The 19,100-nt window shown below is 65.5% G+C and carries 20 protein-coding genes; 15 read left to right on the forward strand and 5 right to left on the reverse strand.

Annotation, left to right across the window (positions count from 1 at the left end):
* Positions 1 to 166 precede the first annotated feature (166 nt).
* Complete coding sequence (locus tag ACZ5YA_RS25320) at positions 167 to 1,102, forward strand: LysR substrate-binding domain-containing protein (protein ID WP_464091396.1); 936 nt, start codon at positions 167 to 169, stop codon at positions 1,100 to 1,102.
* Positions 1,102 to 1,647, forward strand: coding sequence for a hypothetical protein (locus ACZ5YA_RS25325; protein ID WP_464091397.1), 546 nt, complete (start codon positions 1,102 to 1,104; stop codon positions 1,645 to 1,647). The genes ACZ5YA_RS25320 and ACZ5YA_RS25325 overlap by 1 nt, the downstream gene beginning before the upstream one ends.
* A 207-nt stretch (positions 1,648 to 1,854) precedes the next feature.
* On the opposite strand, the gene ACZ5YA_RS25330 is transcribed toward ACZ5YA_RS25325, so the two are convergent.
* The 3 genes from ACZ5YA_RS25330 to mpl all read right to left on the reverse strand — a co-directional run bounded on the left by ACZ5YA_RS25330 (position 1,855) and on the right by mpl (position 5,835).
* Positions 1,855 to 3,759: a ribonuclease catalytic domain-containing protein gene (locus tag ACZ5YA_RS25330; RefSeq protein WP_059379075.1), complete on the reverse strand. Its 1,905-nt coding sequence runs from the start codon at positions 3,757 to 3,759 to the stop codon at positions 1,855 to 1,857.
* 73 nt (positions 3,760 to 3,832) lie between these two features.
* A complete protein-coding gene (locus ACZ5YA_RS25335; protein WP_059379074.1) occupies positions 3,833 to 4,435 on the reverse strand; it encodes a YqiA/YcfP family alpha/beta fold hydrolase in 603 nt (200 codons plus the stop codon).
* A gap of 29 nt (positions 4,436 to 4,464) precedes the next feature.
* Entirely contained in the window at positions 4,465 to 5,835 is a 1,371-nt protein-coding gene (mpl, locus tag ACZ5YA_RS25340; protein WP_059379072.1) for a UDP-N-acetylmuramate:L-alanyl-gamma-D-glutamyl-meso-diaminopimelate ligase, read from the reverse strand.
* A 127-nt stretch (positions 5,836 to 5,962) separates the two neighbouring features.
* On the opposite strand from mpl, the gene ACZ5YA_RS25345 reads away from it, so the two are divergent.
* The 13 genes from ACZ5YA_RS25345 to ACZ5YA_RS25405 all read left to right on the forward strand — a co-directional run bounded on the left by ACZ5YA_RS25345 (position 5,963) and on the right by ACZ5YA_RS25405 (position 17,632).
* Positions 5,963 to 6,496, forward strand: a complete 534-nt coding sequence (locus ACZ5YA_RS25345) for a TlpA family protein disulfide reductase (protein ID WP_118933904.1) — start codon at positions 5,963 to 5,965, stop codon at positions 6,494 to 6,496.
* An 89-nt stretch (positions 6,497 to 6,585) separates the two neighbouring features.
* On the forward strand, positions 6,586 to 7,020 hold the full coding sequence (gene aroQ, locus ACZ5YA_RS25350) for a type II 3-dehydroquinate dehydratase (protein WP_013391376.1): 435 nt from the start codon (positions 6,586 to 6,588) through the stop codon (positions 7,018 to 7,020).
* 87 nt (positions 7,021 to 7,107) lie between these two features.
* On the forward strand, positions 7,108 to 7,566 hold the full coding sequence (gene accB, locus ACZ5YA_RS25355; RefSeq protein ID WP_118933903.1) for an acetyl-CoA carboxylase biotin carboxyl carrier protein: 459 nt from the start codon (positions 7,108 to 7,110) through the stop codon (positions 7,564 to 7,566).
* Positions 7,567 to 7,575: 9 nt separating this feature from the next.
* Positions 7,576 to 8,922 (forward strand): acetyl-CoA carboxylase biotin carboxylase subunit, encoded by a 1,347-nt coding sequence (gene accC, locus ACZ5YA_RS25360; protein ID WP_464091398.1) that lies wholly within the window; start codon positions 7,576 to 7,578, stop codon positions 8,920 to 8,922.
* A gap of 103 nt (positions 8,923 to 9,025) precedes the next feature.
* The gene (gene prmA, locus ACZ5YA_RS25365; RefSeq protein ID WP_059379066.1) at positions 9,026 to 9,955 is read left to right on the forward strand and encodes a 50S ribosomal protein L11 methyltransferase; all 930 of its coding nucleotides are present in this window, start codon (positions 9,026 to 9,028) and stop codon (positions 9,953 to 9,955) included.
* A 24-nt stretch (positions 9,956 to 9,979) separates the two neighbouring features.
* The gene (locus ACZ5YA_RS25370) at positions 9,980 to 11,341 is read left to right on the forward strand and encodes a DUF3426 domain-containing protein (RefSeq protein WP_251878015.1); all 1,362 of its coding nucleotides are present in this window, start codon (positions 9,980 to 9,982) and stop codon (positions 11,339 to 11,341) included.
* Between the two features lie 12 nt (positions 11,342 to 11,353).
* The gene (locus ACZ5YA_RS25375; RefSeq protein WP_118934846.1) at positions 11,354 to 12,295 is read left to right on the forward strand and encodes a carbohydrate kinase family protein; all 942 of its coding nucleotides are present in this window, start codon (positions 11,354 to 11,356) and stop codon (positions 12,293 to 12,295) included.
* 207 nt (positions 12,296 to 12,502) lie between these two features.
* Complete coding sequence (locus ACZ5YA_RS25380; protein ID WP_059379058.1) at positions 12,503 to 13,006, forward strand: outer membrane lipoprotein; 504 nt, start codon at positions 12,503 to 12,505, stop codon at positions 13,004 to 13,006.
* 418 nt (positions 13,007 to 13,424) lie between these two features.
* Positions 13,425 to 13,664: an acyl carrier protein gene (locus ACZ5YA_RS25385; protein ID WP_006226661.1), complete on the forward strand. Its 240-nt coding sequence runs from the start codon at positions 13,425 to 13,427 to the stop codon at positions 13,662 to 13,664.
* A complete protein-coding gene (locus ACZ5YA_RS25390) occupies positions 13,642 to 14,829 on the forward strand; it encodes a D-alanyl-lipoteichoic acid biosynthesis protein DltD (protein WP_059379057.1) in 1,188 nt (395 codons plus the stop codon). Before ACZ5YA_RS25385 ends, ACZ5YA_RS25390 begins: the two co-directional genes overlap by 23 nt.
* Complete coding sequence (locus ACZ5YA_RS25395; protein ID WP_059379055.1) at positions 14,826 to 15,035, forward strand: hypothetical protein; 210 nt, start codon at positions 14,826 to 14,828, stop codon at positions 15,033 to 15,035. Before ACZ5YA_RS25390 ends, ACZ5YA_RS25395 begins: the two co-directional genes overlap by 4 nt.
* A 7-nt stretch (positions 15,036 to 15,042) precedes the next feature.
* Positions 15,043 to 16,170, forward strand: coding sequence for an MBOAT family O-acyltransferase (locus ACZ5YA_RS25400; RefSeq protein ID WP_059379054.1), 1,128 nt, complete (start codon positions 15,043 to 15,045; stop codon positions 16,168 to 16,170).
* 16 nt (positions 16,171 to 16,186) lie between these two features.
* Entirely contained in the window at positions 16,187 to 17,632 is a 1,446-nt protein-coding gene (locus tag ACZ5YA_RS25405; protein ID WP_464091399.1) for a D-alanine--poly(phosphoribitol) ligase, read from the forward strand.
* Positions 17,633 to 17,659: 27 nt separating this feature from the next.
* Here ACZ5YA_RS25405 and ACZ5YA_RS25410 read toward each other — a convergent pair whose 3' ends face one another.
* Together ACZ5YA_RS25410 and ACZ5YA_RS25415 are read right to left on the reverse strand one after the other, a co-directional pair.
* Entirely contained in the window at positions 17,660 to 18,220 is a 561-nt protein-coding gene (locus ACZ5YA_RS25410; RefSeq protein WP_054458342.1) for a YggT family protein, read from the reverse strand.
* A 181-nt stretch (positions 18,221 to 18,401) separates the two neighbouring features.
* The gene (locus ACZ5YA_RS25415; RefSeq protein ID WP_118934848.1) at positions 18,402 to 19,085 is read right to left on the reverse strand and encodes a histone H1-like repetitive region-containing protein; all 684 of its coding nucleotides are present in this window, start codon (positions 19,083 to 19,085) and stop codon (positions 18,402 to 18,404) included.
* Positions 19,086 to 19,100: the final 15 nt, after the last annotated feature.

Consider the following 19,100-nt stretch of genomic DNA (forward strand, 5'->3'; position numbering starts at 1 on the left):
CTTGTCTCCGGAATGTCCGGCTGGCGCCGGCTTCGCGTGGCCGCCGCGTGGTTCGCGGCTGGTCCTGATATGGAGACGATTATGCGTAAGGAGCTATGTGTTTTGAAATGAATTTATCTTATTATCCATACCAATAAGAATATACATAGACGAGACGAGGGCCTGCATGGACTGGACCCACCGGTTGCGCCTGCGCAACCTGAAAATGCTGCTCAGCCTGGCCCAGACCCGCAACATCAGCCACTCGGCCGCGATGCTCAATACGACGCAGCCGGGCTTGTCCAAGTGGCTGAAGGATCTGGAAGACGACATCGGGCTGCCGTTGTTCGAACGGCATGCGCGCGGCCTGCGGCCCACGCCGTACGGCGACGTGCTGATCGCGCATGCCCAGCGGGTGGAGGCGCAACTGGATCGCGCCAGCGCGGACATGGCGGCCTTGCGCGAGGGCGGCGGCGGCCGGGTGGTGATAGGCGCGTCGGGCGCGTCGGCGTCGGACACGGTGCCGCTGGCGGTGATGAAGCTGCTCGAGCGCATGCCACAGGCCCGCGTCAAGCTGGTGGAGGGCACGACCGACCAGCTGCTGGCGCAGTTGGCGCAGGGCGACCTGGACATCGTGGTGGGACGTTCGGCGCCGGAGCATCACGACCCGGCGATCCGCTTCGAGGCCCTGTACCTGGAACCCATCCATCTGGTTGCGCGGCCGCGCCATCCGCTGTTCGCGATCGAGCAGCCCTCTTGGCCGGACCTGCTGTCTTACCGCTGGATCCTGTGGCCCAAGGGCACGCCCATCCGCAATGCGGTGGACGCGGCGCTGGCGGCGGCGGGCCAGGCGCCGCCGCCGGACCACGTCGAATCGAATTCGGTGACCATCAATCTCACGTTGATCAACAACAGCGACATGATCGGCGTGGCTTCGCACCGGGCGGCGCTGCGGTTTTCGCAGATGCGGGCGATGCGGATCATTCCGGTGCGGCTATCCGGCTTCGGGTCGGTGGCGATGTACTGGCGCGAGGACCCGTTCCGTCCGATCGCGGTGCAGGAGGCAATGGCGGCTTTGCGCAGCACGGTGGCGGAACACGCGCCGGGCGCGGCGAGGGCGTGATGGATGCGCCGCGAGCGGGGCTGAACGCGTTGATCGCGCAGTGCCGCAAACTGGAGGCGGCGCTGCCGCAGCGGGACCAGCTAGCCATGTCGGCGGCGATGCATCGCTTCGTGGCAGAGATGGATGCGCGTCGAGCGCCACCGGGGATGTGGTCGCCGCTGGTGTTGGCGGTGCTGGTGATGACGGGCGGGTTGGGTGTAGGGATAGGCCTGCTGAGCCTGCTGCTGCGCGGCGCGGGGCCGGCATTGGCGGCGTTCGCGCTGGTGCTGGTCTGTGCGGCGACGGCCCTGGCGTTGGCCATCGGCGTGGTCGCCTTCATGGGCGGGCACGCATTCGGGCTGGTGGTGCTGAAGCGGCTGTCCTTGGGCTTGATAGCTGTCGGCTTCCTGGGCTTGATCGCGTGGACGCAAGGGGATGTTCGGGCGGTGGGGCCGGTGGTTGCTCTGCTCGGCGGGCTGGGAGCTTGGCTGGTGCTCAATAGCAACGGGTTTTATGTGTTTGCGGGGTATCAGATGGCGCGGAGGTATATGGAGCGGCGGGGATAACAACTTTTAAAACGCCTCGCCCACAAGAATACGGACAGGCTCAGACCTGCCGTTTATGCCAGCCGAACTGGAGGATCAATTTTTTTATCGCTTAAATAGCATCAACAGGCCTGATCTGAACAACGATCAGGCTTCCAACGCCTTAAACACAAAAAAACGGACCTCTCCCTGTTCGCTGCCCCCAGGCTGCCGCCAGAGCAGAAGGCTCTACTCCTGCCCGCCCACAGCCGGACTAATCTCCCCGATATACCGGCAATCCAGCTCCAGAGACAACTCATCCATCCCCAGGATATCGATCTCCACCGCAGTCCCCCGCTCCAGCTCCGGCATCCCGCCCACCCGAGTCACCAGCGGCGCATTCGCGAACCGCACCAGATCCTCGCGCAGTACGTGCGCCACGGTGCGGGTCACGTTGTGCTGTTTCAGCCAGCGCAGGCACCAGTAGCGTTCCATTGCGCTCTGGAACTCCGCCCAGGCCGCGTATTGCGCATCGAACGCGCCGATGATGGCGAACAGGTCCGCGTCGCGCGGCTTGAAAGGGGCGACCAGGCGGGCGGACACGCCGTGTTCGACCGCAGCGATCAACTGCCACTGGTTCACCAGGTCCACGTAGCGGCGTAGCGGCGAGGTGCTCCAGGCGTATTGCGGTACGCCGATGGCCTCGTGCGGCAGGGCCTGGGTGCTCATGCGCACGCGGCCCGCCTGTTGCGAACGGTAGATGCCCGGCACGCCGTGCTGGTGCAGCAGGCCGCCCCAGAGGTTGTTCGCCAGGATCATGTATTCCGCCACCATGCGGTCCAGCGGCGCGTTGCGCTGGCGCGGCACCAGGCGTACCGGCGTGTCGGGATCGTCGGGGTTGCCGTCCAGGTAGAAGCTGTACTCCACCCGCGAATTGTTTTCCGGCTTGCCGCGCACGTTTTCGCGTTGCGCCGACAGGGCCTGCGCCAGCTTCCACAGCGGGCGCAGCCAATGACCATAGGGCAGGTCGGCCGACGGATCGGACAGGCTGGCTTCCGTGACCTGGGCGTCCAGCATGTTGTGGCGCAGGTTCTCGCGCACCACGATACGTTCCAGGCGGGTTTCCGATTCGATGATTTCGCCGGTTTCCGGATCGGCCACGACGTACAGGGACAGCGCCGGCACTTCGCGGCCGGCATCCAGCGAGAACGCCTGGATGATGCTGTCCGGCTGCATCGGGATCTTGTCGCCCGGCATGTAGACGGTGGACAGGCGCGCGCGCGCCAGCTTGTCGAAATCGCTGTCGCGGGTCACGGTGATGCCCGGCGCCGCCACGTGCACGCCGACGCGCAGGCGGCCGTCGGGCAAGGTGGAGACGGACAGCGCGTCGTCGATTTCCGTGGTGGTGACGTCGTCCACCGAATAGATTTCGGCGTCGGACAACGGCAGCTCGCGGTCGATGGCAGGCAGTTCCAGATCCGGGAACGCCAGCCCGCGCGGGAAGTTCACCGCCAGGAAGCGGCGCTTGTGCAGCGCCAGCGCGTGCGGCCAGGCGCCCAGCTCCAGCAGCAGGCGGTCGGGGCTCTTGCCCAGCTTGGCGCAGGCTGCATCCAGCGCCTTCCATTGCTGCGAATTCTTGTCGGGGCGGATCAGCAGCGATTCCGCGGCCTGGGCGATGGGCTCGGGCAGGCGTCCGGCAGCCATTTCATCGACCCATTCCTGCTGCTGCTCGGCCTGGCGCTGCTTTTTCTCCAGGGCGGCCAGCGCGGCGGCCAGGATGTCCGGCGGGGCGGGGCGGTAACGGCCCTTGCCGCGACGATGGAAGTACGCCGGCGCGCCGTGCAGGCGCATCAGCAGCGCGGCCTGTTCCACCGGCGTGGGCGCGTGGCCGAAATAGTCGGCGGCCAGCGCGGGGGAATCGAATTCATCCTGCGGCGCGCATTCCCACAGGAATTGCAGGTCCAGGGTTTCGGCGGTCGCGGCCGCCTGGCTCATCAGCGCGGCCGGTTCGGGCGAGGCGAAGGTGAACAAGGTATTGGCGCGCTTGATCTTGCTGCGCTTGCCCGATTCCGATTCCACCTGCAGGCTGGCGTCGGTCTCGGACAGGATATTGCCGGCCTTGAAGCTGCCGTCGTCTTCGTAAAACACATACATGGTGGGGATCGTCCTGGGCGGCGCGCACGCGCCGCCTTGCGCTGCTATATAGAGTGGTGAAGTCTGATACTGATTATTGGGGGCGAACCTGCTTGTCGCCAAGGGCGAATTCAAGCACTTCGGGCATCCATTCCGCAAAATCGGACAAACCGTGGTCGCTGCCTTGCACGATGCGTTGGCGGCAGCCCGCGTAACGGTCGCGCATTTCGCGCCAATCCAGCACCTCGTCGCCGGTGGCCGCCACCAGGAAGTAGCGGTCGGGGTGGGTGATGCGGGGGACATGGATGGCGGCCAGTTCGTCCACGTATTCGGGCAGGAAGACGAACGGCGCGTCGGAATGATACATGCGGTGCTCGCCGATCTGGGTGGCGAGGTCGCGGGCGGCCTCGACCGCCGGATTCAGCAGCACCGCCTTGCAGCCCAGCTGTTCGGCCAGCCAGGTGGCGTAGAAACCGCCCAGCGAAGAGCCGATGACGGTCAGCGCGCGGGGAGAATCCGCGCCTTCCAGCTGGCGCCGGGCGATCTCCATCGCCAAGGCGACGGCCTCGCGCGGGCTGGCGGGCAGTTGCGGGCAGGCCCAGGCCGCCGACAGGCCGCGTTCGGCCATGGCGTCGGCCATCATGCGGGCCTTGAGCGAGGTCGGCGAGGAACGGAAACCGTGCAGATAAAGAATCATTGCTCGCCTTTGCGGTGTCTTTGGCGGAATCAGCCGCGCGCCTGCAGGGCGTCCAGCAGCTTGCCGTGCACGCCGCCGAAGCCGCCGTTGCTCATGACCAGCACCTGGTCGCCCGGACGAGCGGCGCCGGCCACGGCGGCGACCAGCGCGCCGATGTCATCGTAGCTGGAAGCCCGGTCGCCCAGGGGCGCCAGCACTTCCGCCGGATTCCAGCCCAGGGCGTGCTTGCCCGCGTGCGCGCCGAAGCAGAACACCAGGTCGGCGTCGGCCAGGGCTGCGGGCAGGCGGGCGGCCATGGTGCCCAGCTTCATTGTGTTGGAGCGCGGCTCCAGCACTGCCAGGATACGGGCCGGCCCGACCTGGCGGCGCAGGCCTTCCAGGGTGGTGGCGATGGCGGTGGGGTGGTGCGCGAAATCGTCATAGACCTTGATGCCGTTGACCGTGCCGCGCAGCTCCATGCGGCGCTTCACGCCCGCGAAGCGGCTCAAGGCCTCGATGCCCTGGGCTGCCGGCACGCCCACGTGTTCGGCGGCGGCCAGCGCCGCCAGCGCGTTCATGCGGTTGTGTTCGCCCGTCAGGTTCCAGCGCACGGTGCCGGCTGTCACGCCGCCGCGCAGCACGCTGAACGCGCCTTCGGCATCCGGCGCCGTTGCCTGCCAGGCGCCATCGGCGCCGAACGTGACGGTTTCGGACCAGCATCCGCGCGCAATCACGCGGTCCAGCGCGGCGCAGCGCGCCGGACGCACGATGCGGCCCGATCCGGGAATGGTGCGCACCAGGTGATGGAACTGGGTCTCGATCGCCGCCAGATCGGGGAAGATGTCGGCGTGATCGTATTCAAGATTGTTCAGGATGGCCGTGCGCGGACGGTAATGCACGAATTTCGAGCGCTTGTCGAAGAAGGCCGTGTCGTACTCGTCCGCCTCGATCACGAAGGGACGACGCGACGGATCGAAGCGCGCCGACACGTGCAGGTCCTGCGCCACGCCGCCAATCAGGAAATTGGGCGCCATGCCCGCGGCTTCCAGCACCCAGGCCAGCATCGAGCTGGTGGTGGTCTTGCCGTGGGTGCCGGCCACCGCCAGCACGTGCTGGCCGGGCAGGATGTTGTCGCCCAGCCATTGCGGGCCGGACACGTAGCGCGCGCCGGAGTCCAGGATGGCCTCCATCAGCGGATTGCCGCGGCTGACTACGTTGCCGATCACGTAGAGATCGGGCTTGAGCGCCAGCTGTTCCGCGCCGAAGCCTTCGATCAGCTCGATGCCTTGTTCGGACAGTTGCGTGCTCATGGGCGGGTACACGCCCGCGTCGCAACCAGTGACCTTGTGGCCGGCAGCGCGCGCGATCAGCGCCAAGCCGCCCATGAACGTACCGCAGATGCCAAGAATATGCAGGTGCATTGAAAAACTCTCCTGTCCTGCATTGTATATATATAGAGTGGCGACCCGCCGCGGCCCGCACGGCGCGAAACCTGCGCGGCGCAAAACCTGCGCGGCGCAAAACGGCGGCAGCGGTTATGATCGCGCCATGAATCGACGCCTACTTCTTTCCGCCGGCGTGGCCATAGCCGCCACGGTTGCGGGCGGCTATACCCTGATGGGCCGTAAGACCTCGACGCCCTCGGCTACTGCCGATGCCGGCGATCCCGTCGCCGCACTGATGCAGATGCCGCTGCCGGACTTGAACGGGGCGTCTCATACGCTGGCAGGCTGGAAAGGCCAGCCCATCGTGGTCAATTTCTGGGCAACCTGGTGCGCGCCTTGCGTCCGAGAAATGCCCGAACTCGACGTCTTGCAGAAAAAATACCCGCATGTACGGTTTGTCGGCATTGGCGTCGATTCGGCTGCGAATATGCAAAAATTTGTCGAGAAAGTACAGGTTTCCTACCCCTTGTGGGTGATAGGCGCCGGCGCTATCGATACATTGCGCAAGCTGGGAAACCCCAGCGGCGGCCTGCCTTTTACTATTGTTTTCAACGCAGATGGCGGAATTAACCGGAAGATATTGGGTGAAATTCAGCCCGATGACTTGGATCGCACCCTGTCTGGTTTAAAGGCGTAAGTCTGTTGGACAAATAGTAGGAATTGGCGTAAAAAGCTGGTTTATCGGCTGTTTTGCCAACAATTGGCAAACCACTCATTGGCAAGCGCATGGCGCAAAACATACTGGTATTGCATGGCCCGAACCTGAACCTGCTCGGCACCCGAGAACCTCACATCTACGGCAGCCTCACGCTGCAACAGATCAACGAGGGTCTTGAGCTGCTCGCAGGCGAACTGGGCGCCACGCTGACAGCGTGGCAAGGCAATCACGAAGGCGCATTGGTTGACCGCATCCAGGCGGCCCGGCAAGACGGCACCGACTTCATCATCATCAACGCGGCGGCATATACGCACACCAGCGTCGCAATTCGCGATGCGCTGGCTGGGGTCGCGATCCCATTTATTGAAGTACATTTGTCCAATCTGTATAAGCGAGAGCCCTTCAGGCATCACTCGTATCTGTCCGACTTGGCGGTAGGCCTCATCAGCGGCCTGGGCGCGGACGGCTACGAGGCGGCTCTGCGTTACGCAGTGCGGCACTGATCTCGCACCAAACCACAGCATTTACATCTTATACGGCGCGGACCCGACGCAGGGACGTCGCCGACACTATCTCGGGAAGCAGCTTCTATGGACCTCCGAAAACTCAAAACCCTGATCGACCTGGTGGCTGAATCGGGCATCGCCGAGCTGGAAATCACCGAAGGCGAAGGCAAGGTGAGGATCGTCAAGTTCTCGCAGACCTTGCAACCGGTCGCCTACCACCACCCCGAAGCCGGCGTGCCGGTTGCGCCAGCGGCCCAGGCCGTCGCTCCGGCCGCGCCCGCCGCCGCCGAAGCTGCGCCGGTGATCCAGGGCCATGTCGTGAAGGCTCCGATGGTCGGCACGTTCTACCGCGCGCCGAACCCGGGCGCCGCGCCGTTCATCGACGTGGGCGCCACCGTCAAGGAAGGCGATCCGCTGTGCATCATTGAAGCCATGAAGCTGCTCAATGAAATCGAAGCCGACAAGTCCGGCGTCATCAAAGAAATCCTGGTCGAAAACGGCGAGCCCGTCGAGTACGGTCAACCCCTGTTCGTCATTGGCTGATAGCTGAAAATGTTCGAAAAAATCCTGATCGCCAATCGGGGCGAAATCGCCCTGCGCATTCAGCGCGCTTGCCGCGAGCTGGGCATCAAGACCGTGGTGGTGCACTCCGAGGCCGACCGCGAAGCCAAGTACGTGCGCCTGGCCGATGAATCGGTGTGCATCGGGCCCGCGCCGTCGCGTGAAAGCTACCTGAACATGCCGGCCATCATTTCGGCGGCCGAAGTCACGGATTCCGAGGCAATCCACCCGGGTTACGGGTTCTTGTCCGAAAATGCCGACTTCGCCGATCGCGTCCAAAAGAGCGGCTTCGTCTTCATCGGTCCGCGTCCCGACACCATCCGCCTGATGGGCGACAAGGTCAGCGCCAAGCGCGCCATGATCGAAGCCGGCGTGCCGGTGGTGCCGGGTTCGGAGGGCGCGTTGCCCGACGATCCGCAGGAAATCGTCCGCATTGCGCGCGAAGTCGGGTATCCGGTCATCATCAAGGCGGCAGGCGGCGGCGGTGGCCGCGGCATGCGCGTGGTGTACACCGAGGCCGCACTGCTGAACGCCGTCACCATGACGCGTTCCGAAGCGGGCGCCGCGTTCAACAACCCCGAAGTCTATATGGAGAAGTTCCTGGAGAATCCGCGCCACGTGGAAATCCAGGTGCTCGCCGACGGCGGCCGCAACGCGGTCTGGCTGGGCGAGCGCGATTGCTCCATGCAGCGCCGCCACCAGAAGGTCATCGAAGAAGCGCCGGCGCCCGGCATCGCGCGCCGCCTGATCGAGCGCATCGGCGACCGCTGCGCCGACGCCTGCCGCAAGATGGGCTACCGCGGCGCGGGTACGTTCGAGTTCCTGTATGAAAACGGCGAGTTCTATTTCATCGAAATGAACACCCGCATCCAGGTCGAACACCCGGTCACCGAGCTGATCACCGGCATCGATCTGGTCCAGCAGCAGATCCTGATCGCCGCCGGCGAAAAGTTCACGCTGCGCCAGCGCGACATCGAATTCAAGGGCCACGCGATCGAATGCCGCATCAACGCGGAAGATCCGTTCCGCTTCGTGCCCAGCCCCGGCCGTATCACCAACTGGCATACGCCGGGCGGCCCGGGCGTGCGTATCGATTCGCATGCGTTCAACGGCTATTTCGTGCCGCCGAACTACGACTCGATGATTGCCAAGGTCATTACCTACGGCGACACGCGCGACCAGGCGCTGGCCCGCATGCGCACCGCGCTGTCGGAAATGGTGGTGGAAGGCATTTCCACCAACATCCCGCTGCATCGCGAAATGCTGCAGGACGCCCGCTTCATCGAAGGCGGCACCAGCATCCATTACCTGGAACACAAGTTGGCTCAGCGTCCCTGACCGCGATCCGGGGGCTTTCCGCTCCCGGGCCGCTCCTGTTTTGTTTTACGGTCAACGGGCCGCGGCGCAAGCCGCGGCCCGTTGACCAGATGGAAGAATCATCATGCGTGAACTCGTGCTCCATTGCCTGGAGGCGCAAGCCGAAGCCCTCTCGGACGCCTTGCTGGAAGCAGGCGTGCTGTCGGTATCCGTCGAAGATGCCGACCTGGGCACCGATGACGAACGCCCCTTGTTCGGCGAGCCGGGCACCGAGCCCGACGTGCAGGCCTGGGACCGCAATCGCGTCGTCGCCCTGCTGCCCGACGGAGCCGATCCCGCGCAGATCATGGAAGAAGCCGCCGCCGCGGGCGAACTCGATCCCGCCGTGTTCGAGGGCTGGAGCCTGCGCGACGTGCCCGACGCCGACTGGGTGCGCCTGACGCAGTCGCAGTTCGGCCCCATCCATATCGCCGAACGCCTGTGGATCGTGCCCAGCTGGCACCGCGACAACCCCGATGTGCCGGCCTTCGAGCCGGACGCCGCCACCCAGGAAGGCGCGATCCACATCGAGCTGGATCCGGGCCTGGCTTTCGGCACCGGCAGCCATCCCACGACGCATCTGTGCCTGGCCTGGCTGGAAGCCGAGTTGCCGGCCGGCGCCACGCTGCTGGACTACGGCTGCGGCTCGGGCATCCTGGCGATCGCAGCGCGCAAGCTGGGCGCGGGCCCGACCCAGGCGGTGGACATCGATGCCCAGGCGGTGCAGAGCACCATCTTCAATGCCGAGGTCAACCATGTCGAGCTGCAAGCCATGCTGCCCGATGGACTGGCGGAAGGCACTTTCGAAGTGGTGGTGGCCAACATCCTGTCCAACCCCCTGAAGGTGCTGGCGCCCATGCTGGCCGGACGCGTCGCCGCGGGCGGTCATCTGGTGCTGTCCGGCGTGCTGGAGCGGCAGGCCGAGGAAGTGGCCGCCGCCTACGCGCCCTGGATCGCCATGTCGGTCTGGCGCGCGCGCGACGGCTGGGTGTGCTTGCACGGCCAGAAGGCCTGAGCGCTGCCGCTGCTGGATCGCGCCATGGCCCTGACCACCCGTTGCCCGCAGTGCGGCACCACCTTCAAGGTGGTGCCTGACCAGCTACGGGTCCGCAATGGCCTGGTGCGCTGCGGCGCCTGCTCGACCGTGTTCGACGGGCGCGCCTGCCTATTGCCGGCCGCCGGAGCGGCGCCGCAAGCCGTGCCGCCCGCCGCGCCGCCGATGCCGGTGACACCCGCCGCCAGCCAGGCCGCACCGGTCCTGGCGACGCCGGCAGCGGCTGTTGCGCCGCAGGTGCCGGCAGCCCCCATTGCACCTGTGCCTCCCGCCGCGCCGCCGGCTGCGCGTCCCGCGCCCGCGGTGGATTTTTCACAGATCCCGCCCTGGGACGACGAGCCGGAACCGCCGCGCGCGCCCGTGGCGGCGCCCTATGGTGCGCCCGCGGTGCCGCCTGCCGTGCTGCGCGGCCGCGACGATATCCGCCGGCGCGCCGAACCGATACCAGGCGAGGAAGATGCGGGGCGTCATGAGTCGGACGACCTGGCCGACGACGACATCGACGCTGACGAGGATCCGCTGCGCTGGACTGCGCCCGCCGTTTCGAGGGCGGGGCATCATGCCGATACGGCCGCGCGCGGCCCGCTCGCTGAGCCGTCCTTCACCATAGGCCGCGCTCGCGCCGATGTGCGCGACGAAGCGCGCGACGACGAATACGACAACGAATACGCCGACGAGCATCGCGACGAGGACCCCGGCGATTACCGGGAAGACTACCGCGACGATCACGGCCCCGGCCGCGAAGACGCTGGCGAGCCCGTGCTGGGCGACACCCGCACGCGTTATTCCAGCGCCACCGACGTGGGCCGCGCGCCGCCCGAATTCCTGGATCAGGACCGCGAGGAGCGGCAAGGCCTGTTGCGCAAGGTCTGGGGCTATGCCTGCCTGGTCGGCCTGATCGCGCTGGGCCTGCAGCTGGTGTACGCGTACCGCACCGATATCGCCAATTCCGTGCCCATTCTGCGGCCGGCGCTGGAGATGGCGTGCCAGCCGCTGGGCTGCACCGTGGGATACGCGCGCCGCCTGGAACTCATTCACATCACCTCCTCGTCGCTGCAGCCGCCGACCGGCGCGGCAGCGATCGATGACGGCCGCAGCCGCTTGGTGCTGACGGTGGTGATGCGCAACCGTCACGACAAGCCGCAGCACTGGCCCGCCCTGATGCTGGACCTGAACGACCTGTCGGATACGGTGGTGGTGCGCCGCGCGCTCAAGCCCGAAGATTATCTGACGCCCGAGCAGCTGCGCGGTCCTTTCGCGCCTCAGGGCGAATTGAAGATTTCCGTGCCGATCGAAGTGACTGGCGTCCAGGTCAATGGCTTTCAAATCAATAAATTCTTTCCTTAAGGGATGACTCGCATGGCTACCCCAGTTCTGGTTTGCGGTTCGATGGCGTTCGACACCATCGCGGTGTTCGAAGGGCGTTTCAAGGAACACATTCTCGCTGACCGCATCCAGTCGTTGAGCGTGTCGTTCCTGGTGCCCAGCATGCGCAAGGAATACGGCGGCTGCTCGGGCAACATCGCCTACAACATGAACCTGCTGGGCGGCAAGCCCGTGCCCGTCGCGACCGTGGGCGAAGACGCGGGCGAGTACATGGAGCGCATGGCGGGCCTGGGCATCGATGTCAGCCGCGTGAAGGTGATTCCGGAAACGTTCACCGCGCAGTGCTTCATCACCACCGATCTGGACGACAACCAGATCACCGCCTTCCATCCGGGCGCCATGTCGCACGCGGCGGAAAACGATCTGAGCGACGCCGATGCGGCCTGGGCCATCGTTGCGCCCGACGCCAAGGAAGGCATGTTCGCCCATGCCGAGCGCCTGCATAAGCGCGGCATTCCGTTCATCTTCGACCTGGGCCAGGCCATGCCGCTGTTCGACGGGGCAGACCTGGAGCGCATGCTCAAGCTGGCGCAGGCGTTGACGGTGAACGATTACGAAGCCGGCGTGGTGGAGCAGCGCACGGGTCGCAGCATGGACGACATCGCCCGCAGCTTGCAGGCGGTGGTGGTGACGCGCGGCGCGGAAGGCGCCACGTTGCTGACCGAAGGCAAGACCATCCTGATCCCGCCGGTGCGCGCGGCGCAGGTGGTCGACCCGACCGGCTGTGGCGACGCGCAACGCGGCGGCCTGCTTTACGGCCTGACCAGCGGCTGGGGCTGGGAAGACAGCTGCCGTCTGGGCAACGTCATGGGCGCCATCAAGATCGCTTCGCGCGGACCGCAGAATCATGCGCCCTCGCGCGCCGAGATCGACGCCGTGCTGCACGCGACTTACGGCATTCATCTGCCGCTCTGAGACCCTCGGGAACCCGGCAGTTGAGCTGAGGTCGAAGCGTTGGGAAGGGATGAAGACGCGCTGTTCCGGCGTCTTGACCAGCCGAGCTTTTCGCCGGGTTTTTCAGCTTCTGGCGGTGCGTTTCAGTGTGTTGCAGCATCGCTGGCCCCAATTCGGGGTCAGGGTATGATGAGTACATCGTCGGCAACGGCCGATCGAGGAGTCCAAATGAATCAAAGCAAAACTTTTTCCCTGGTGACGCCGCGCGCGGGGCGCTGGCTCGCGATCGCCGCCGTCGTGACCTCGATGGCGGTCCTGGGTGGCTGCGCCAACCGCAGCGCGTCCAGCGGCGTCTACAGCTATGACCAGGCGCAGCGCGAGCAGATCGTCCGTACCGGCACGGTCACTGGCGTGCGTCCCATCGTGATCCAGAACGACAAGTCCAGCGGCGTCGGCATGGTGGCCGGCGGCGCGCTGGGCGGCGTGGCGGGCAACGCCGTCGGCGGCGGCACCGGCCGCACCATCGCCACCGTGGGTGGCGTGATCCTGGGCGCGCTGGCAGGCAATGCCATCGAGAACCAGACCGGCAAGAATTCCGGCTACGAAATCACCGTGCGCCTGGACAACGGCGAAACCCGCGTGGTCGCGCAGGAAGCCGATGTGCCCATCAGCGTGGGCCAGCGCGTGCAGGTGATCAGCGGCGCCGGCCCGACCCGCGTCACGCCGATGTAATTACTGTCCAGCGCCGCTTGCGGCGCGGCCAGTCGAGAAAGCCCCCGCCAGGGGGCTTTTTTGTTGCCGGCGACATTGGGCGAAAACGGGGGCAAGGTGGTAGGAGCCGCGCAAGCGTAAAAATCTGTCGCTCGGCCGCAACGCCGCGCCCAGGGACTTACCCGCGAACGTTACGTTTGCCAGCGTTTTCTCGCGATTTCCTCCAAAAGCGTCATGGAGATTTGACGAACGTAGTGCCATGATTGCGCCTGCGAACGACGTCGCATTGCGAAAATCATGTAACTGAGTGCATCGGGGCGTCGTTTGTCGGGGGGCTGGATGTTCAGCCTGGTTTCAGCAGTTTCTTTGTAATCTCGTCGTCCTGAATCCCGGGGGCGGGGGATTGTTGGCCGATCAGGCCTGTAACGCCGCACTATCTATGCATACCGAGCAAGAACTCCACACCAAGATCGGCGAGATCGTCGAGTCGATCGTCATGAAGAAAGTCACCCCCGATACGCAGTTGATTGCTACCGGCCTGGTCGATTCGCTCGCCGCCGTGGACATCACGCTGGCGGTCGAGTCGGAGTACGGCTGCAGCATCCCGGCTCCCGAGATCGCGGAGCACCTACAGTCGGTCCGCACGCTTGCCGGCTATGTCGCTGCCCATACTTCGTAATACCCGGCTGTTGTCTCACGTCGCGGCAGCCGCGACGGCGGTGGCTCTGGCGGTGGGTACGTATTGCGGCGCGGACGATCTGCTGAGCCGCATCGTGAATCCCATGTCGTCGCCTTCGGCCGCGGCCGCCGCCAAGAGCAACTACCTGCCCAACCTGGGACCGGACTGGGGCACCCAGCACGTCAACCTGAACCGCCTGGGCAACGCCCTGAGCGATGGCACGCTGGTCGTGCTCGGCTCGTCCGAACTGTCCAGCCACGACCTGCGCTTCGTGCCTTACCGCTTCTTCCCCGAAGAACTGAAGGTGCCGACGCTGGCCTATGGCCACGCCATGTTCCAGTCCTACGGCATCGTCAGCGTGCTGGAGTCGGTGGCGGACTCGCTCACGCCCAACACGCGGCTGGTGATCATGCTGTCGCCGGCCTGGTTCGCTTCGGGCGGACAGTTGCCGCGCAGCGCATTCGCCGAGCATGTCACAGGCCCGGTCTGGGATCGCCTTTGGGACAAGCCCAATACGCGCGAGCAGATGCAGACCTGGATCAGCGACAACGCCAACTGGGGCCTGTTGTGGCTCATCGCCAACGGTCAGGTCGCAGAGCTGAAGGACAAGCTGGCGCTGTGGTGGCACGCGCGCAAGGAACCCGCGCCCGACCGCCCGCGTACCAAGCTGTCCGTGCCGGCGCACCGCTACGTGTCGTGGCCGTCGGCCGCCCGCCTTGACCAGGGCGAGTGGGGGCGTTTGACGCATCAGGCGCGCGCGGTCGAGCAGGATCTGGGCGGGCACAACCCCTACGACGTGCGCGACGACTACTACAAGCAGTACCTGGCGCCGCTGTACTCGCCCGCCCGCAACGAGTTTGCCGACGTTGACCCGATCACCCGCACGGAACTCGGCGATCTGTCGCGCGTGATGGCCTTGCTGCAGCAGCGCAAGGTCCACGCCTACTTCGTCATCCAGCCCTTCAATCCCAAGCTCATCCTGGACGTGGAGCGCTTCGACCCGGTGGTGGCCGCCATCACGGGCATGTGCGAGCGCTACCAGATGGGCTGCCTGGATCTCTACAGCATCCCCTTCGAACCGGGCATGCTGCGCGACGACATGCACCTGGCCGAACTCGGCTGGGCCATGGCCGATCAAGGTATTGCGGAGTACTTTTCCCGATGAGCAAGATTCTTCCCGCGGCCGCGCCAGAGGCCGGCCGCGCTGTTGAAGGGCAGGAAAGCCGCAAGGCGGCTGCCGCCTGGGGCCGCCGCTTTCTCTGGCACCTGTGCCTGTATATCGGCGTGATCCTGGTGTTCGTGCTGCAGGCGCAGCCCACCACGGGCAGCGGCGGGCCGATCAAGGTCGAATTCCAATACCAACAGTTCTGAGCCCGCCATGGAATTGTTCGCAAGCTTGAGCTTTTTCGGCGGCGCCCTGTGCGGTGGCCTGGGACTGTTGGCCTACCGTTCCTTCGGCATGCCGTTCCGTATCGGCTACCGCCACATCATCGGCGTGATCTGCCTGGGCGTGTGGATGGCGGTGTTCTGGGCGCGTCCGTATCAACCCATCGCCTTGCTGGCCATTTCCGGCAGCGCGCTGTGGGCGGTGCGGCGCAACTACATCCCCACCTGGCTGGCCGTGATCATCACCATGACGCCGCTGCTGCTGGTGAAGACGGGCGTCTCGCACCTGGGCGCCATGCTGGGACTGTCGTTTGCCACGTTCCGCGCCATCGACGTGCTGCTGTTCGCGCAGCGCAACGAGCGCGTGTCGCCGCTGGACTACTTCATCTACCTGTTTTTCCCGCTGACGCTGCTGGCCGGTCCCATGTACCGCTGGCGCAATTTCCAGGCGGACCTGAAGCGCGGCTATGAAGGCGTGAACCTGAACACCTGGCTCAGCGGCCTGGAGCTCATCATGCTGGGCGTGATCCAGAAGTTCGGCGTGGCCGAACTCATCTGGCGTTACGGCCTGGCGACGCTCGACGCGCATGATTACTCATTCACCGGCGTGGCGCTCAACGCCTCGCTCTACAGCGCCTATCTGTTCTTCGACTTCGCCGGCTATTCCACCATGGCGATCGGCATCGGCATGCTGTTCGGCTTCACGTTGCCGATCAACTTCCGCAATCCGCTGGCCACGCTCAACCCGCAGGACTTCTGGCGCCGCTGGCACATCAGCCTGTCGGAGTGGCTGCGCGACGTGGTGTTCATGCCCATCTACAAGGCGCTGAGCAAGACCAAGTTCTTCGGACGCCACCGCATGGCGGCGCAGAACATCGGCATCTTCGCGACCTTGCTGGCCATGGGCGTCTGGAACGGCCTGTCGCTGCACTACATCGTCAGCGGCCTGATGTTCGGCGCGTACTCGGTGGGCCACAACCTGCTGATCAACGCGGCGCGCACCCGTCCGGCCTTGCAGGCTGCGCTGGCGCAACCCGTCATGCGCTTTCTCGGGCGCGTGCTCACCCTGATTCTTGCTGCGCTGGCGCTATATGTGTTCAGCGGCCGCAGTCCCATCTGACGCCGGGAGTTTCGGCATGCGTTTCGATCTGAAGTCTTTCCAGTTCACGGATACCGAATATGCGCCTGACGCGCCTGCGGTCGTCGCCGCAGACCGCAGCCTGAGCTGGTCGCAATTGCGCGCCGAGGCCGGCGCCTGGGCCGACGAGGCGCGCAGGCATGGCGTGGCGCCGGACGTGCCGGTGGCCATTTATGGCCACAAGGAAGCTGCGTTCTTTGTCGCCATGGTGGGCGCCTTGCTGATCGGGGCGCCGTTTGTGCCGGTGGATACCATCTATCCGCAAGAGCGTTTGCGCCGCATCGTCGAGATCGTGCGCGCCGCCGCCGTGTTCGATGCGGCCAGCGGCCGCTTCACGCCGGGCGAGGGCGCCATGCTGGAAGAGCGCGGCCTGGCCTACGTGATGTTCACGTCCGGCAGCACGGGCGACCCGAAGGGCGTGCAGATCGGCCGCGAAAGCGTGGGCCTGCTGGGCGACTGGATGTTGGGCAGCTTCGGCCTGGGCGAGGCGCCCGTGTTCATGAACCAGGCGCCGTTCAGCTTTGACCTGTCCATGTACGAAGTTTTCGCCACCTTGGCCGCGGGCGGTTGCTGCGTGCTGAACGCACGCGAGCAGATCGCCGCGCCTGCCGCCTGGATGGCCCGTTTGGCCGAACACGGCGTGACGGTCTGGGTCTCCACGCCGTCGTTCGCGCACCAGCAGCTGGCCAATCGCGACTTCTTGCCGGCCTCTTTGCCCAAGCTGCGCACCTTCCTGTTCTGCGGCGAGCCGCTGCCTTCGGCGCTGGCCAGGAAGCTGCGCCAGCGTTTCCCGGATGCCGTCATCCTCAATACCTATGGCCCCACGGAAGCCACCGTGGCGACCACCTGGATCGAAGTCACCGACGCGGTCCTGGCCGCGCACGATCCGCTGCCCGTGGGGCACGCCAAGCCGGATAGCGTGCTGATCGTGGACGAAGGCGAGATCTGCATCGTGGGCGACCACGTCATGCGCGGTTATCTGAATCGCCCGGACCTGAACGAAGCCAAGCTCTACACCTATGCCGATGGCCGCCGCGCCTTCCGCACGGGCGACCTGGGGCAGATGGAGGGCGACGGCCTGCTGTTCTGCCGCGGCCGCATGGACGACCAGATCAAGCTGAACGGCTATCGCATCGAGCTGGCGGAGATCGACGAAGCGTTGCATGGTCTGCCGGGCGTGGAGGGCGGCGCCTGCGCGGTGTTGCGCCGGCCTGACGGCACCGCGGTGCGCTTGATCGGATTTGTGGCGGGAGCGGAAGCGGAACAGGCGCCGCGCATTTTGGCGCCTGAGGCGCTGGCGGGCTGGAAAGAGCGGCTGGCACAGCGCCTGCCGCCTTACATGGTGCCGTCCGAACTGGTGGCCTGCCCGGCGCTGCCGATGTCGAACAATCACAAGATCGACCGCAAGAAGCTGGTCGAGATCTACGCCGGCATTCCGGCGTAAGGGCTGGCGGGGCGCGGCCCCGCCGCTTTACAGGCCCACCATGCGCTGGCTGATGTTGGACAGCACCATCAACAGCACCTGCGCGACGATCAGCAGCACCAGCGGCGAAAAGTCGATCGCGGTACGCGGCAGCAGGCGGCGGATGGGGTCCAGCATGGGCGCGGTCAGCGCCTGCAGCAGCGGCATCATGGGCGCCATCGGATTCACCCAAGACAGCACGGCCTGGATCAGCGTCAGCCACACCACCAGATTCAGCGCCCATTTGACGGCCATGATCAACGCCGAGCCCATGACCCTGGGCAGGTAATCCAGCGGAATCAGCGCGCCGATCACCACCAGCCAGATCAGCACCAGATAGACCAGCGCGGATAGCCACACGGCGACCAGGCTGGTCCAATCGATCTTGTTGCCGGCGGGAATGATCTTGCGCAAGGGCATCACCAGCCAGTTGGTGACCTGGTAGATGAAGCGCGACAACGGGTTGAACGGGTGCAGCCGTATCGCGTGCATCCAGGCGCGCGCAATCAGCGCCGCGCCGAACAGCGTGAACACGATTTCGAGAAGGAAGCGCAAGATTTCATCGAGCATGGACACGGTCACCCTGAAAAAGAGGAGTCAATTGTCGCATGCCCAGGCGAAAAATCGCCTGCGGGCCGCGCGGGCTCGCCGTTCTGGACGAGGCTGGCCGATGCCGGGCCGCGCGGACACGAAAAAGCCGCCCGGCCTAGGCCAGGCGGCTCTGCGAAGCTAGTGCTTCGAACCGTCCGGATTAAGGACGGCCACCCGTCGGGAACGGCCACGACGCGGCGGGGTTCAGCGCGGTCTTCGCGCCCGGAGCAGCAGCCGTGGACGGCGGCGTTGCGGGCTTCTTCGGAGCGGCTTTCTTCGCAGCGGGCTTCTTGGCGGCAGCAGGCTTCTTGGCAGCAGCAGGCTTGGCTGCGGCAGGAGCCTTCTTGGCAGCGGGGGCCTTCTTGGCAACAGCCTTCTTGGCGGCAGGCGCCTTCTTGGCTACGGCCTTCTTGGCAACCGCCTTCTTGGCAGCAGGAGCCTTCTTGGCGACGGCCTTCTTGGCTACCGCTTTCTTGGCGACGGCCTTCTTGGCGACGGCTTTCTTGGCAACCGCCTTCTTGGCTACGGCTTTCTTGGCAACCGCCTTCTTGGCGACAGCTTTCTTGGCCACGGCCTTCTTGGCGACAACCTTCTTGGCTACCGCTTTCTTGGCGACGGCCTTCTTGGCGACGGCCTTCTTGGCTACCGCTTTCTTGGCGGCGACCTTCTTGACTGCCGGCTTCTTGGCGGCAACCTTCTTCACTGCCGGCTTCTTGGCAGCGACTTTCTTGACGGCTACCTTCTTGACGGCAGCTTTCTTGGCCGGTGCGGCCTTCTTCGCTACTGCCTTCTTGGCGGCGGGCTTCTTCACCGCTTTCTTTACGGCTTTCTTGGCTGTTGCCATGGTCATGCTCCTTAG

Source organism: Achromobacter sp. JCM 18799 (assembly GCF_055395645.1).